The sequence below is a fragment of the Kribbella sp. NBC_01510 genome (assembly GCF_045040325.1).
Taxonomy (GTDB): Bacteria; Actinomycetota; Actinomycetes; order Propionibacteriales; family Kribbellaceae; genus Kribbella.
This window is the reverse complement of record NZ_CP109418.1, coordinates 7,035,132-7,049,437: the sequence shown is the minus strand read 5'-3', so window position 1 is coordinate 7,049,437 and position 14,306 is coordinate 7,035,132. Positions and strand designations below refer to the sequence as shown.

The window sequence follows — 14,306 nt, the reverse complement described above, 5'->3', positions numbered from 1 at the left end:
CCCGCACATGAACCAGGAGTACAGCGGCAGCGGCGACCCGGCGAAGAGCCTCGAGTTGCTGTGGCGCCGCCGGCCGCAGCCGACCCGCGGGCCCAAGCCGGCGCTGACGGCCGACCAGATCGTCGAGGCCGCCCTGCGGGTCGCCGACGCGGAGGGCATGACCGCGATGTCGATGCGCCGGGTCGCCGACGAGGTCGGTGCCGGCGCGATGACGCTGTACCGCTACTTCCCCGGCAAGGGCGAGCTGCTCGACGTCATGCTCGACACCGCGTACGGCGAGCTGCCGCGCCGCGACGTACCGGGGGACTGGCGAGCCAGGCTCGATGAGGTCGCGCGGGCGAACCGGGAGCTGTACCTCCGGCATCCGTGGATGCTCCACGTCGCCGTCAGCCGCCCGCCGCTCGGTCCCAACGTGATGGCCAAGTACGAGTACGAGCTGACCGCGGTCGAGGGGATCGGCCTGACCGATCTCGAGATGGACGCGACCGTCGCCCTGGTCAACGGTTACGTGCACGGCGCCGTGCGTACGGCGGTCGAGGCGCGCCAGGTGATCCAACGGTCGGGGATCACCGACCGTGAATGGTGGTTGGCGCACGTGCCGCACCTGGACCGGATCAGTGACACCAAGAAGTTCCCGCTCGCATCCCGGGTCGGGACCACGGTCGGGAATGAGTTCGACGCGCCGTACGACTCCGATCACGCGTTCGAGTTTGGTCTCGAACGGCTCCTGGACGGCGTTTCCACGCTGCTGGAGAACCGGTCTGCGCCAAAAGGGTGAACGAGGTTGTGAGTGAGTACTCACTCAGTTACCCTCGAACCTGTGACACCACGAGCGACTCCACTACCTCCCGAGGAACGGCGCGCCGCCATCATCGAGGCCGCGCTGCCGCTGCTCGAGGAGTTCGGTCCGGACGTCAGCACCAAGCAGATCGCCGAGGCGGCCGGGATCGCCGAGGGCACCATCTTCCGGGCCTTCGGCAGTAAGGACGCGCTCGTCGAGACTGCGATGGCGACCGCGTTCGACACCACCGACCTGATCCGGGCGCTGGAGCGGGTGGACCGCTCGCTGCCGCTGCGGGAGCGGACCATCGCCGCGGTCGACATCGGCCAGAAGCGGCTGCGCGGCGTGTTCAAGCTGATGTTCGCGCTCCGGATGCGCCGGCCGCCGGAGTGGAAACACACCACGCCGATGGACGAGGCGCGCCGCAAGCGGCAGTCCGACCTGGCCAACGCCGCGTTCGCCGACCTGCTCCGGCCGGACCAGGACCAGCTGCGTTACTCGCCCGAAGAGGTGGTCCGGCGGATCGGGCTGATCACCTTCTCGGCCACCCACCCAATGATTTCCGGCGGCGTCGTGCTGACCGCCGAGGAGATCGTCGACTTCGCGTTCGACGGCCTTCGCAAGCACACCACAGGTCAGCCCTTGGCCACCGAGGACATCGCCGAGTTCGCGCTCGACGGTGGCCGCCATCACGACTCTGGGGAAGATTGATGTTACTTCGCATCTTGCGTGCGCGCCTGCGTCCGTACGCGGGAAACCTGTCCCTGGTGGTCGTCCTGCAGCTGATCGGGACGATCGCCTCCCTCTACTTACCCAAACTGAACGCCGACATCATCGACAACGGCGTGTCCAAGGGTGACACCGCGTACATCATGCGCATCGGCCTCTGGATGCTCGCCGTCAGCCTGCTGCAGATCACCTGCACGATCATCGCGGTGTACTTCGGCGCCAAGACGGCAGCGTTGTTCGGGCGCGACGTCCGTGCCGCGGTCTTCCACCGGGTCGGCGAGTTCTCCGCCCGCGAGGTGAACCAGTTCGGCGCGCCGACGCTGATCTCGCGCAGCACGAACGATGTCACCCAGATCCAGATGCTGGTGGTGATGGGCTGCACGATGCTGGTCGCGGCGCCGATCACCATGATCGGCGGCATCTTCATGGCGGTCCGCCAGGACATCGGGCTGTCCTGGCTGGTGGCGGTCGCCGTACCGTTGCTGGCGGTGTCGGTCGGGTTCATCGCCAGCCGGATGGTCCCGCAGTTCCGGAAGATGCAGAAGAACATCGACGGGGTGAACCGGGTGCTGCGCGAGCAGATCACCGGCATCCGGGTGGTCCGGGCCTTCGTCCGGGAGCCGCACGAGGTCGAGCGCTTCGGCGAGGCCAACGCGAAGCTGACCGACACGGCCATCCGGGCCGGCCGGCTGATGGCGCTGGTCTTCCCGGTGGTGATGCTGATCCTGAACGTGTCGAGCATCGCCGTGCTGTGGTTCGGCGCCTCCCGGGTCGAGGACGGGACTATCCAGGTCGGCGCGCTGACCGCCTTCCTGAGCTACCTGATCCAGATCCTGTTCTCGGTGATGATGGGCGTGTTCGTGATGATCATGGTGCCGCGGGCCTCGGTCTGCGCGGACCGGATCACCGAGGTGCTGGACACCGATTCCTCGGTCAAGCCGCCGGTCACCCCGATCACGACCTTCACCGGGCGTGGGCAGCTGGTCTTCGAGGACGCCTCGTTCCAGTACCCCGGAGCGGCGGAGCCGGTCCTGCGCGACATCAGCTTCGTCGCGTCGCCGGGCCAGACGACCGCGATCATCGGCAGCACCGGGGCCGGCAAGACGACGCTGCTCTCGCTGGTGCCGCGGCTGTTCGACGCGACCGGCGGGCGGGTGCTCGTGGACGGTATCGACGTACGCGACATCGAGCCGGAGGCGCTCTGGGAGCGGATCGGGCTGGTGCCGCAACGGCCGTACCTGTTCTCCGGGACGGTCGCCAGCAACCTGCGCTACGGCAACCCGGACGCGACCGACGAGGAGCTCTGGGAGGCCCTGGAGATTGCCCAGGGCAGGGACTTCGTCGAGGCGATGGCCGAGGGGCTGAACGCACCCATCTCGCAGGGCGGGACGAACGTGTCCGGAGGTCAGCGGCAGCGGCTCGCGATCGCGCGGGCGCTAGTCCGCAAGCCGGAGATCTACCTGTTCGACGACTCGTTCTCGGCGCTCGACCTGGCCACCGACGCCCGGCTGCGGGCGGCCTTGCGGCCGATCACGGCGAACGCCTGTGTGGTGGTCGTCGCGCAACGGGTGTCCACGATCATCGACGCCGACCAGATCCTCGTCATCGAGGACGGCGCGATCGTCGGCAACGGCACGCATGACGAGTTGCTCGAGACGTGTCCGACGTACGTCGAGATCGTCGAGTCCCAGCAATCCGCGGAGGAGGCGGCATGAGCGAGGAGAACCAGACACCGCCGGCCTCTCCCAACGGCCAGGCTCCGTCGGTGAACGGCGAGGCCGGCGGTACGCCGAAGACCGTGAAGGCGACCGAGCGGCCGACCACCGGCCGCGCGTTCGGCCCGCCCGGTGGGATCCCGGGCGACAAGTCCCTGAACTTCATGCCGTCGGCGAAGCGGCTGCTCGGCCGGCTGCGGCCGCGGATGCTGCAGGTGAGTACGGTGATCGTGCTCGCTATCAGCAGCGTCACGCTGTCGGTGCTCGGGCCGAAGATCCTCGGCCGCGCGACCGACATCATCTTCTCCGGCGCGATCGGCAAGCAGTTCCCGAGCGGCATGAGCAAGGAGCAGGTGATCGAGCAGACCCGGGCGGCCGGCAACGGACGGCTCGCGGATCTGCTGGGCGGGATCGATCTGATCCCGGGCGTCGGCATCGACTTCGATGCCCTGCGCAACGTCCTGCTGGGGGTGCTGGCGCTGTACGTCGGCGCGTTCTTCCTGTCCTGGATGCAGGGCTACATCCTGAACGGCGTCGTCCAGCGGACGATCCTGGACCTGCGGTCCGAGGTCGAGGCCAAGCTGAACCGGCTGCCGCTGAGCTACTTCGACGGCGCGCCCCGCGGTGAGCTGCTCAGCCGGGTGACCAACGACATCGACAACATCTCGACCAGCTTGCAGCAGACACTGAGCCAGTTGCTCACGTCCGTGCTCACGGTGATCGGCGTGGTGACGATGATGATCGTGATCTCGCCGGTGCTGGCGCTGATCGCGCTCATCACGATCCCGATCTCGATGGTCCTGACCGCGGCGATCGCCAAACGCTCGCAGGTGCGGTTCGTCGCGCAGTGGCGTCATACCGGCGCCCTGAACGGCCAGATCGAGGAGGCGTTCACCGGGCACGAGCTGGTCAAGGTCTTCGGCCGGCAGAAGGAGATCGAGGCGAGTTTCGCGCAGAAGAACGAGGAGCTGTACCAGGCCGCGTTCGGCGCCCAGTTCATCTCCGGGCTGATCATGCCGCTGATGATGTTCATCGGGAACGTCAACTACGTGATCATCGCGGTCCTCGGCGGTCTGCGGGTCGCCTCCGGCACGATGTCGCTGGGCGACGTCCAGGCCTTCATCCAGTACTCGCGGCAGTTCACGCAGCCGCTGACCCAGGTGGCATCGATGGCCAACCTGCTGCAGTCCGGAGTCGCCTCGGCCGAGCGGGTCTTCGAGGTGCTGGACGCCAAGGAGCAGATGCCGGACGACGCGACACCGGAGAAGGTCACCGATGCGCGTGGGCGGGTCGAGTTCGAACACGTGTCGTTCTCGTACGACCCGGACAAGCCGCTGCTCACCGATCTGAGCCTGGTCGCGGAGCCCGGCCAGACGGTCGCGATCGTCGGCCCGACCGGAGCCGGCAAGACCACTCTGGTCAACCTCATCATGCGGTTCTACGAGCTGAACGGCGGCCGGATCACGCTCGACGGCGTGGACATCACCGAGCTGACCCGCCACGACCTGCGCTCGCGGATCGGCATGGTGCTGCAGGACACCTGGCTGTTCGGCGGGACCATCCGGGACAACATCCTCTACGGCAATCTGGAGGCCACCGAGGACGACATGCTGGCCGCGGCCAAGGCGACGTACGTCGACCGGTTCGTGCACAGCCTGCCCGACGGGTACGACACGGTGATCGACGAGGAGGGCAGCAACGTCAGCGCCGGTGAGAAGCAGCTCCTCACCATCGCCCGTGCCTTCCTGGCCGATCCGCAACTGCTGATCCTGGACGAGGCCACGAGCTCGGTCGACACCCGCACCGAGGTCCTGGTCCAGCGTGCGATGGCCGCGCTGCGGTCCGACCGGACCAGCTTCGTGATCGCCCACCGCCTGTCCACGATCCGCGACGCGGACCTGATCCTCGTGATGGAGGACGGCTCGATCGTCGAGCAGGGCAACCACCAGGAACTGCTCGCTGCCGACGGCGCGTACGCCCGCCTCTACAACGCCCAGTTCAGTGGCGCGGTAGTAGACATCGACGAGGAAGCCGCAGCCATCCCAACCCCAGTCGGCGCCCCCGCCGCCCGCCGCTAACACCGGAAGGGGACGCCGCCCAAGGCGTCCCCTTCGAGAATCTTGATCGGGTTACCGGAAACAAAAGTGCGCTATCTGACCGGAATGTTCCGAAGATCTGTAGCGGTCGCGCGAGCCGGTCAGGTTGAGCACATTGGGTTCGGCGGGCGGCTCGGGCGCCGCAGCAGAAGCGGTGGCGGGGGACCGCGTCACAGCGGCAGGGAGCGCGTGATGAACTGCTGGAACTCCTCGGGTGCGGAGAACATCGGCATGTGATCGGCACTCGGGATCACCGTGAGGTCGGCGTTCGGAGCCTGGGTGGCGAGGCGGCGGGCCCAGAGTTGGGAGCCATGGAAGTCGCGTTCGCCGATAAGGACAGAGATCGGAGTCACGAGCTCGGCGAAGCGGGTCTTGACCGGCGGGTCGAGTTCGAGGCCGTGGTAGACGTCCATGGTGCGCACTCGGGAGTTGGCGATCTGCAGACCGATCAGACGGCGTCGGTCGTTCGCGGGCGCGGCGGGACACCACGCGTCGACGTCGAGTGCGGAGACGGCCGGGATTCCGTCGGTCGCGAGGACCTTCTCGCACTCGGCGAAGTGGCTCCGCATCACCTCGCGGGCGGCGGATTCCTCGGGCGTCGGATCGGGGAACTCACCGAACGACGCGGCGACCGCACACGCGCGCGTCACCCGCTCCGGGTGCCGGTGCGCGAAGCCCAGCGCCCGCCGGCCACCCTCGGACGAGCCGATCAGAACGGCCCGGGAGACGCCCAGGGCATCGAGCACAGCGGCCAGGTCGCCGATCTCGTCGTACGCTCCGTACGCCGGTGCAGACAGACCCGTGTCGCGGTAGTCCCATGTCGTCACCCGGGCCCGCTCGGCCAGCCACTCGACGGTCGCATCCCACATCCGCAGATCGGCCAGCCCCCCGTTGAGCAGCACGACATCCGGACCGTGTCCCCACTGCTCGTAGTAGAGGTAGCCACCGGGAACGTCGACGAAGTCCTTCGTGTGATGAGACATGCCCGTAGTCTCTTGGCGTCTCGACGGCCAGTGAATCGGGATTTCTCCCTATTCGAGCCCGCGAGCGAGCCGCCGTACGGCGAGTTCGGCCAACAGCGCCGCGGCGTCGGGGAGGATGGAGTCGTCGAAGTCGGCCAGCGGGGAGTGGTTGTCCGCGGCCGCGTCGGGGTCGGCGGATCGGCAGGCGCTCAGGTTGAGGTAGACGCCGGGGACCTCGTTCAGGACGTAGGACATGTCCTCGGCGCCGCAGCGCGGATTGGACCGTTCGCGGAACCGGTCGGCGCCGAAGACGTCCACGATGGTGTCCCGCGCGAAGCCGTACTCCGCGGCGTCGTTCACCGTGACGGGGTAGCCGATCTCGTAGTCCACCTCCGCGACCAGCCCGTGAGCGGCCGCCATCGCCTCGACCAGCTGCGTCGACGTCCGCTGGACCTTGGTCCGGGTCGCCTCGGAGAACGTCCGCACGGTCGCGTCGAACACCGCGTCGTCCGGGATGATGTTCTCCTTCGTGCCACCCGCGATCCGCCCGACGGTGAGCACCACCGGGTCGAACACGTCGAACTGCCGGGTGATCATCGTCTGCAACGCGGTCACCATCTCGCACGCCACCGGGATCGGGTCCTTGCCGCGGTACGGCGTCGCGCCGTGCGTGCCGGCGCCGACGACGCGCACGTGCAACTGGTCGGCCGCGGCCATGAAGGAGCCGGGCTTGCTGCTCCACATCCCCAGCGGCTGGCCGGCGGACCCGACGTGCAGACCGTAGGCCGCATCCGCCCGGCGCCCGGCGGCGTCGAGCACGCCCTCGCGGATCATGATCGGCGCACCGCCGCTGGTCTCCTCGCCCGGCTGGAACATGAAGACGACGTCACCCGGCAACTCGGCCTGCAGCGCCGACAGCACCTTCGCCGCGCCGACCAGCCCGGCGACGTGCAGATCGTGGCCGCAGGCATGCATCATCCCGGGGTGCTGGGAGATGAACGGTACGTTGGTCCGCTCGGTCACCGGGAGCGCGTCCATGTCGCCACGCAGCAGTACGACGGGACCCGGGCCGCGACCACCGCGCAGTACGGCGGTCACCGAGGACAGCTCCTTGCCGAGAGTGATCTCGAGCGGCAGACCCGCCAGCGCCTCGAGGACGAGCTGCTGCGTCTTGGGCAGCTCGAGGTCGAACTCAGGCACCTGGTGCAGCGCGTGCCGGAGGGTGATGATTTCGTCGCTGAACTGCTTGGCCAGCTCCAGAGTCGCGCTCATGCCTTCGGTCCCAGCTTCAGCGCCGACATCACGCGCTGGGCGCTGCCGCCGAGCTCGAGCAGCTCGACCAGGTCGAGCCAGCGCTCGGGGTCCTTGACCTCGTGCGGGATCTCCGCGTCGAACGAGCCGACGGGCGCGTCCTTGGCGACCGCGACCACCTTCGGGGCGACGTCGAGGTAGTCGCTCGCCTCCAGGATCTTCCGCTTCACCGACGCTGACATCGGCGTACTCGGGTCGGCCGCCGCGGCCCGGATCGCGTCCAGGTCGCCGTAGGCCGTGACGAGTGAGGCAGCGGTCTTGTCGCCGATGCCCTTCACCCCGGGCAGGCCGTCGGACGCGTCACCACGGAGCGTGGCGAAGTCGGCGTACCGGCTGGCGGGGATGTCGTACTTCGCCAGCAGCGCCTTCTCGTCGTACACCTCGGCCCGGCCGACGCCACGGGCGGCGGTGTAGACGACGCGGATGCCGCGGCTGTCGTCGATCAGCTGGAACAGGTCACGGTCGCCGGTGACGACATCCACCGGCATCGTCGCCTGGTGCGACAGCGTGCCGATCACGTCGTCGGCCTCGTGGTCGGGCGCGCCGACGATCGCGATGCCGAGCGCCTCGAGGGTGGCGCGGATGTACGGCACCTGGACCTCGAGCCGGTCCGGCACGTCCTCGACCTGCTCACCCCTCGGCGTCACGAACTCGACCCGCTGCGCCTTGTACGACGGGATCAGCGCGACGCGCCAGGACGGGCGCCAGTTGTCGTCCCAGCAGGCGACCAGGTGGGTCGGCCGGTGGTTCTCGGCCAGGCGGGCGATGAAGTCGAGCAGCCCGCGGATCGCGTTGGTCGGCGTACCGTCGGCGGCCTTCATCGTGTCCGGCACGCCGAAGAACGCGCGGAAGTAGAGCGACGCGGTGTCGAGCAGCATCAGCCGCTGTCCTGTCTCAGCCATGGGGCGATGCTTTCATGCCGGGGCGTCGCGGCAGTAGGGTCTCCAGGATGGAGGACCTGGACCGCAAGATCGTCGGGCTGCTCGCGTCCGACGGCAGGATGAGTTTCACCGACCTGGGCAAGGCGACCGGCCTGTCCACGTCGGCGGTGCATCAGCGGGTCAAGCGGCTCGAGCAGCGCGGCATCATCCAGGGATACTCGGCAACCATCGACCACACCGCGCTCGACCTGCCGCTGACGGCGCTGATCTCGATCCGCCCGATCGACCCGTCCCAGCCGGACGACTCGCCCGAGCGCCTCCGCGACGTCCGCGAGATCGAGTCCTGCTACTCGGTCGCCGGCGACTCCAGCTACATCCTCGTCGTCCGCGTCGCCTCTCCGGGTGCCCTCGAGAACCTCCTCGCCATCATCCGGGCCCGAGCCAACGTTTCCACCACCACCACGATCGTCCTCAGCACCCCGTACGAACGCCGCCCCCCGGCGCTGTAGCGGGCAGATCGACAGGATGTGCGGCCGCGCTGGATCGGTCGCCCCGCCTGCAGCCAGGCTGGATCTGCTCGCGCGACCGACTACCTCCTGTCGAGCTGCTCCAGCCCGTTCTCCCGTGGATCGCCCGGAGGGCGGATAGGGTCGAGGGGTGCGCAGAGCCCTTCTGAGTGATCTCTTCAGCACTCTGGTCCCCGGCGGTGAGGTCGAGCGTGATGCGGTCCACGAGCAGATGGCTCACGTGCTGGGTGTCGACCCTCATGCGTTTGCTCGCGAGTTCGACGCGACCTCGCGGGAGCGGTTCACCGGCGCGTACGGCGACCTGCCGAACACGATCCGCGTGATCACCCGGCGCGCCGGCGGCGACCCGACGGACGAACAGGTGCAGCAGGCAACGACCGTCCGTCAAGGACTCTCCCGCCGCCTGGTGGACGCCGTACCGGCCGGCACGCTCGCCACCTTGGCCGCGCTGAGATCGGCGGGGTGGCGAATCGGCCTGGTCAGCAACATCACCGCCCACACCGAGCTCCAGTGGCCGGCGAGCCCGCTTCCGCCGTACTTCGACGCCACGGCGTTCTCCACCCAGGTCGGCGCGGCCAAGCCGGATCCGGAGATCTACCTCGCCGCGTGCAGCGCGCTCGACGTGCCGCCGGCCTCGTGTGTGTACGTCGGTGACGGACGGGACAACGAGCTACAGGCGGCCGCCGCGCTCGGCATGTACGCGATCCGTACGACGGAGCACGCGGACAGCGACCCGACCTGGACCGGCCCGACGATCTCGTCGTTCGCCGAACTCCCCGCGGTGATTCACCTGGCCGATCTCGCCGGTCAGTAGCCGCCGGCGTCGATGAGTTGGGACTCGAAGGAGAGGACCGTGATCTTGCCCGCGCCCTTGGCGGGGACCAGGAGGACGGCGTCGTGCAGGGTGGTCCTGGTGAGGCCGCCTTGGTACTTGACCGTGGCGGGGCTGAAGCCGAGAGGGTCACCGCTGGACCAGTTGAAGCTGTAGCCGGCGCCGTTCTCGAGCTTGAAGTCTTCGGTGACGGTCGCGAAGACGAGCGCCGCGCCGGACTTGGTGACGAACGCGGTCGGAGGGGTGTCGATGCTGAAGTCTTCGGTCACGTTCTGGTAGATCTTCGGCTGCTTCGCCGCCGTCGACCGCCAGTCGGCCGCACTCGCGAGAACCTTGGTGACACTGGCGTTCGGCGCGAACGACGCCGCCCGCGGAGACTTCGCGCCGGCCGTCAGGTACTCGGCGAGTGCGGTCGCGGCCGCTTGCGGGGCGGCGGCCAATCGCTTGGCGCCGCCGTTCGTGACCGTGCGCAGACCGGTGATGTCCGGGACCTTGGCCGCGGCCGGGGGAGCGGCGGCGAAGGTCAGCATCCACGGGCTGCCCGCGGTGGCGCGTTCCCAGACGCCGAGGTAGCGGTAGTCCTTGGTGTCGGAGATGCCCGCGGACACGACGAAGTGCATCGGGTACGTTCCGTACTCCGGCGCCCCGACCACGGGCTTGGTGTAAGTGAACGGCTTGACCAGGTCCTTGCCGGCCTTGTCCAGCGTCCGGCTGATCGCGTAACCGGCCTGGCTCTCCCGGACCACGGTCCCGCCCTCGATGGTCGCGATGAGCTTGTCGTCGCGGCGGTGGTTGGCGGCGTTGTTGACCTCGTTGTAGTGCTTGACGACGGCCGCGGCGGTCTCGTTGCCGATCGCCGGACGAGTGAGACTCGCGAGGGTGTCGCGCTCCGGGATCGCCGAGCAGCTACTCGCCAGCGCGACCACCACACCGACCGCCGCGACCCGGCGCATCGGCCCTACCGGCTGCCCCTGTCGCGCCGGTACGCCGGGCGCCGTGAAGACCTGGTGGGGAGCGCTGGGACGCCGGCGGCGGACCAGAATCAAGAGGATGCCGACGGCAAGCAAGACCAGTCCGGCCAGCAGCACACCGAGGGCAGCGAGGAACGCGTGCGGGATCTCGATGCCGAGGTTGACCTGGACGTCGGGGGCGGTCTTGCCGTCCGCGGTCATCACCACCACGTCGTACGGGCCGTCGGTGATCGGCCAGGCGATCGACTGGGTGCCGGCGCCGTTCGCCTTGGCGACCCACCAGTCGAGGGTGTCCGGTGCCGCGAGCGGGCCTGAGGCACCTTTCTGCTCCTGGGTAGTGAGAGCGATCGGGTACTGCACCTGGACCAGCGAGGTGTGCGCGAAGCCCTTGAGGTAGCTCGCGACGTCGAAGTCCCGGGCCACGCCGACGAAGACCGGCTTGCCGTTGGTGGAGTGCGCGTCGACGTGCAGCACCGGACCGTGGCGGTCTAGCAGTTCCGGTGAGCTCGCGATCGCGAGCCCTTTGCTGGTCACGTGCTGATCACCCGACTTCAGCGTGTTGTCCGGGCCGATCAGCCAGAAGGCCGCGGCGGCGCCGGCCAGGCCGACGAGTAGGCCGATGAGGGCAAGCAGGACACCAAGAACAGAGCGGACGACCCGCACACGGACTCCCGAGCTCGCGGCATGCCCCAGACATGCCGCACAATGGACGACGCCAGATGCTAGCGGTTGCCCGGGGCACCGTCAGGGGTGCGGGGGGTCGCGGGTTGCAGAACGCCTCCGGTGCCACCCCCTGCATCGGTGGCACCGAAGGCTGATTGTGTTAGTTGATCTCGAGGAGCTTCTGGGCCTCGGCGGCGTTGCGGGAGGCGGCGGCGCGCTTCTCGGCTTCGGCCAGAGAGATGCCGGCGTGCTGGCGCCACCAGTCCTGGCCCTCGGCCGGGAGGGTGTCGATCGGGTCGTAGTACTCGTAGGTGCGGTTCAGCGCTTCCGGGTCCTGGTGCTCGATGCCGGTGCGGTAGTTCTTCTTCCAGTACGAGATGCCGCGGACCGCGTCGTACTCCGACAACTGGTGCACCCACCGCTTGCCGACGTACGGGACGTCGCAGACGATGCGCGGGGTCGCGAAGCCGGGGAGGTACCCGAGGATGCCGTGCTGCAGGTGCTGTGCGTCCTTCACGGACACCCGCCAGTGCTCGGAGAACGGGATCATGTCGCACATGTAGAAGTAGTACGGCGAGATCGTCGCGCCATCGAGCAGCGCGAAGCACAGGTCGAGCAACTGCGGGACCGAGTCGTTCACGCCACGCATCAACACACCCTGGTTGCGCACGTCGCGCAGGCCGGCTTCGAACATCGCCTTCGTTGCCTCGGCCACCAATGGCGTGACCGACTGGGCGGCGTTGACGTGCGTGTGCATCGCGATCATCACGCCGCGCTGCCGGCCGAGCTGAGCGACGCGCTCGACGCCGGCCCGGACGTCGTCCGACAGCCAGTGCTGCGGCATCCCCATCAGCGCCTTGGTCGCCAGCCGGATGTCGCGGATGTTCTCGATCTCCAGCAGGCTGGTCAGGAACGACTCCAGCCGCGGCCACGGCATGTTCGCCACGTCGCCGCCGGACACGACCACGTCCCGGACTCCCGGCGTACGGCGCAGGTAGTCGAGCATGTCGTCGAGCCGGGTCTGCGGCTTCGCGACGAACTTGAGCTTCTCGATCACCGGCGTCGAGTTCCCGACCAGGTCCATCCGCGTGCAGTGACCGCAGTACTGCGGGCACGTCGGCAGGATCTCCGCGAGGACCTTGGTCGGGTAGCGGTGGGTCAACCCCTCCGTGGCCCACATCTCGTGTTCGTGCAGCGAGTCGCGTGTCGCATGCGGGTGCGACGGCCAGTCGCTGCGCCGGTCGGAGAACACCGGCAGCATGTAGCGGCGGACCGGGTCCGCGTAGAACGCCTCGGTGTAGTCCGGGGCGCCGTTCGGCACGATCGTGTTGAGCATCTGCGGCGGCAGCAGCATCGACATCGTTGCCCGCTCCGCCTGGTCCCGGGCGAGGTCCTCGTACAACCGCTCCTCGAGCAGGTCGCCCATCACGTCACGCAGTTGCTTGACGTTCTTCACGCAGTGCGACCGCTGCCACTGCACGGACCGCCACTCCTCGGCGGTGACGTCCTTCCAGCCGGGGATCCGGGTCCAATCAGGCTCCACCAGCTCGGCTCGCTGGTATGCGTACGGCTGGTCGGCGAGATCGTCGCGGGGCTCCGGTACGGCGCCACCCTCAAGCAGCTCAGCGGGGCTGATCAGGTCAGTCACGAGTCCTCCGGGGGCTTCAGGGGTGGCGCGGTCTCATGTGAGGATAGCGATAGAACTTCCCTCAGATCCAACAGTACGCCGCAAGAATTCTCGCCAGACTACCCTTTCAGTAGTATTTTGCCCGATCTCAACCGAGGAGGAGCCCGTGTCGTCCAGCCCTGTGGGACTGCACCGTGTACTCGCACCCGCCGGCGTCCTGCCGCAGGCGGCGGAGCAGTTGGACGCCCGCCCGGAGATCTGGCCGGACGAGGTCCGGATCGCGGTCGTGCGGCTGAACCTGGATGCGGCGTCCTATCGCCAGCTCGCCGAGGCGCACGGCGGCGACGGTACGGCGATCCGCCGCGCGGTGCTCGAGATCGTCGCGACCCGCGGCAAGATGCAGAACCCGGTCACCGGCTCCGGCGGCATGCTCGTCGGCGTGGTCGACGAGGTCGGTCCGGAGTCACCCCTTGGTGTGCAAAAGGGTGATCGCGTCGCCACGCTCGTCTCGCTCACGCTGACGCCGCTGCAGATCACCGATGAGCTCGCCGGCTGGGACGGCAAGGGCGAGCAGGTCCCGGCGCAAGGTCACGCGATCCTGTTCGCCCGGTCGATCGTCGCCAAGCTGCCCGACGACCTGAAGCCCGAGCTGTCGCTGGCCGTTATGGACGTCTGCGGCGCACCCGCGCTGACCGCTCGCGTGGTCCGCCAGTATGTCGACAAAGGCACAAAACCTGTCGTGTCAGTAATTGGCGGCGCAGGGAAATCGGGCTCGCTGTCACTGGCCGCCGCTCGCGCCGCCGGAGCAGCGCGCACGATCGGGATCGTGCCTGTCCAGCAGGAACACGACCGGCTCACCGACGCCGGGATCGCGGACGTCGTCACCCTCGCCGATGCCCGGGATCCGGTAGCGCTGGCGAAGGCGGTGGAGGACGCCGGGGGACCGTCGGACATCACGGTTGTGTGTGTCGACGTACCGGGTTGCGAGCACGGCGCCGTACTGTCGACGGCCGCGGGTGGCACGGTGATCTTCTTCTCGATGGCCACGTCGTTCTCGGCCGCGGCCCTCGGTGCGGAAGGCCTTGCCGCCGACGTGACGATGCTGGTCGGCAACGGGTACGTGCCGGGCCATGCGGACTATGCGCTGGAGCTGTTACGGGCCGAGCCGGGTGTCCGCGGACTGTTCGAGAGCAGGCTGGCGGAGGATTAGT

At 68.5% G+C, this 14,306-nt stretch carries 12 protein-coding genes; 7 read left to right on the top strand and 5 right to left on the bottom strand.

The genetic code is table 11. The annotated features are described in order from the left end of the window. The first annotated feature begins 7 nt into the window (after positions 1 to 7). The 4 genes from OG558_RS34830 to OG558_RS34815 are packed head-to-tail and all read left to right on the top strand — an operon-like array spanning position 8 to position 5,303. A complete protein-coding gene (locus OG558_RS34830; RefSeq protein WP_405066785.1) occupies positions 8 to 778 on the top strand; it encodes a TetR/AcrR family transcriptional regulator in 771 nt (256 codons plus the stop codon). 42 nt (positions 779 to 820) lie between these two features. After that, positions 821 to 1,492, top strand: coding sequence for a TetR/AcrR family transcriptional regulator (locus tag OG558_RS34825; RefSeq protein ID WP_405066784.1), 672 nt, complete (start codon positions 821 to 823; stop codon positions 1,490 to 1,492). Then, a complete protein-coding gene (locus tag OG558_RS34820; RefSeq protein WP_405066783.1) occupies positions 1,492 to 3,225 on the top strand; it encodes an ABC transporter ATP-binding protein in 1,734 nt (577 codons plus the stop codon). The genes OG558_RS34825 and OG558_RS34820 overlap by 1 nt, the downstream gene beginning before the upstream one ends. Continuing rightward, the gene (locus OG558_RS34815; protein WP_405066782.1) at positions 3,222 to 5,303 is read left to right on the top strand and encodes an ABC transporter ATP-binding protein; all 2,082 of its coding nucleotides are present in this window, start codon (positions 3,222 to 3,224) and stop codon (positions 5,301 to 5,303) included. The genes OG558_RS34820 and OG558_RS34815 overlap by 4 nt, the downstream gene beginning before the upstream one ends. Before the next feature lie 188 nt (positions 5,304 to 5,491). Here OG558_RS34815 and OG558_RS34810 read toward each other — a convergent pair whose 3' ends face one another. The 3 genes from OG558_RS34810 to OG558_RS34800 are packed head-to-tail and all read right to left on the bottom strand — an operon-like array spanning position 5,492 to position 8,472. Beyond that, positions 5,492 to 6,304 carry an alpha/beta fold hydrolase gene (locus tag OG558_RS34810; RefSeq protein ID WP_405066781.1) on the bottom strand — a complete coding sequence of 271 codons (813 nt, stop codon included), beginning with the start codon at positions 6,302 to 6,304 and terminating at the stop codon, positions 5,492 to 5,494. Between the two features lie 48 nt (positions 6,305 to 6,352). After that, positions 6,353 to 7,555, bottom strand: coding sequence for a M20 family metallopeptidase (locus OG558_RS34805; protein WP_405066780.1), 1,203 nt, complete (start codon positions 7,553 to 7,555; stop codon positions 6,353 to 6,355). Continuing rightward, positions 7,552 to 8,472, bottom strand: a complete 921-nt coding sequence (locus OG558_RS34800) for a 5'-3' exonuclease H3TH domain-containing protein (protein ID WP_405072253.1) — start codon at positions 8,470 to 8,472, stop codon at positions 7,552 to 7,554. The genes OG558_RS34805 and OG558_RS34800 overlap by 4 nt, the downstream gene beginning before the upstream one ends. Positions 8,473 to 8,543: 71 nt before the next feature. Here OG558_RS34800 and OG558_RS34795 point away from each other — a divergent pair, with 71 nt between their 5' ends. Together OG558_RS34795 and OG558_RS34790 are read left to right on the top strand one after the other, a co-directional pair. Then, entirely contained in the window at positions 8,544 to 8,984 is a 441-nt protein-coding gene (locus OG558_RS34795) for an Lrp/AsnC family transcriptional regulator (protein WP_328520724.1), read from the top strand. Between the two features lie 148 nt (positions 8,985 to 9,132). Further along, complete coding sequence (locus OG558_RS34790; protein WP_405066779.1) at positions 9,133 to 9,816, top strand: HAD family hydrolase; 684 nt, start codon at positions 9,133 to 9,135, stop codon at positions 9,814 to 9,816. Here the strand turns inward: OG558_RS34790 and OG558_RS34785 are convergent. Then, positions 9,810 to 11,468 carry a hypothetical protein gene (locus tag OG558_RS34785; protein ID WP_405066778.1) on the bottom strand — a complete coding sequence of 553 codons (1,659 nt, stop codon included), beginning with the start codon at positions 11,466 to 11,468 and terminating at the stop codon, positions 9,810 to 9,812. The two genes, OG558_RS34790 and OG558_RS34785, sit on opposite strands and share 7 nt — an antisense overlap. A 160-nt stretch (positions 11,469 to 11,628) precedes the next feature. Beyond that, positions 11,629 to 13,116, bottom strand: a complete 1,488-nt coding sequence (locus tag OG558_RS34780; protein ID WP_405066777.1) for a KamA family radical SAM protein — start codon at positions 13,114 to 13,116, stop codon at positions 11,629 to 11,631. Between the two features lie 145 nt (positions 13,117 to 13,261). Here OG558_RS34780 and OG558_RS34775 point away from each other — a divergent pair, with 145 nt between their 5' ends. Then, positions 13,262 to 14,305 carry an L-erythro-3,5-diaminohexanoate dehydrogenase gene (locus OG558_RS34775; protein WP_405066776.1) on the top strand — a complete coding sequence of 348 codons (1,044 nt, stop codon included), beginning with the start codon at positions 13,262 to 13,264 and terminating at the stop codon, positions 14,303 to 14,305. Position 14,306: the final 1 nt, after the last annotated feature.

Bases quoted from the DNA above. Each gene is read 5' to 3' on its own strand.
- OG558_RS34805 (WP_405066780.1), bottom strand. From the start codon at position 7,555: ATGAGCGCGACTCTGGAGCTGGCCAAGCAGTTCAGCGACGAAATCATC.
- OG558_RS34815 (WP_405066782.1), top strand. From the start codon at position 3,222: ATGAGCGAGGAGAACCAGACACCGCCGGCCTCTCCCAACGGCCAGGCT.
- OG558_RS34820 (WP_405066783.1), top strand. From the start codon at position 1,492: ATGTTACTTCGCATCTTGCGTGCGCGCCTGCGTCCGTACGCGGGAAAC.
- OG558_RS34810 (WP_405066781.1), bottom strand. From the start codon at position 6,304: ATGTCTCATCACACGAAGGACTTCGTCGACGTTCCCGGTGGCTACCTC.
- OG558_RS34830 (WP_405066785.1), top strand. From the start codon at position 8: ATGAACCAGGAGTACAGCGGCAGCGGCGACCCGGCGAAGAGCCTCGAG.
- OG558_RS34795 (WP_328520724.1), top strand. From the start codon at position 8,544: ATGGAGGACCTGGACCGCAAGATCGTCGGGCTGCTCGCGTCCGACGGC.
- OG558_RS34800 (WP_405072253.1), bottom strand. From the start codon at position 8,472: ATGCTGCTCGACACCGCGTCGCTCTACTTCCGCGCGTTCTTCGGCGTG.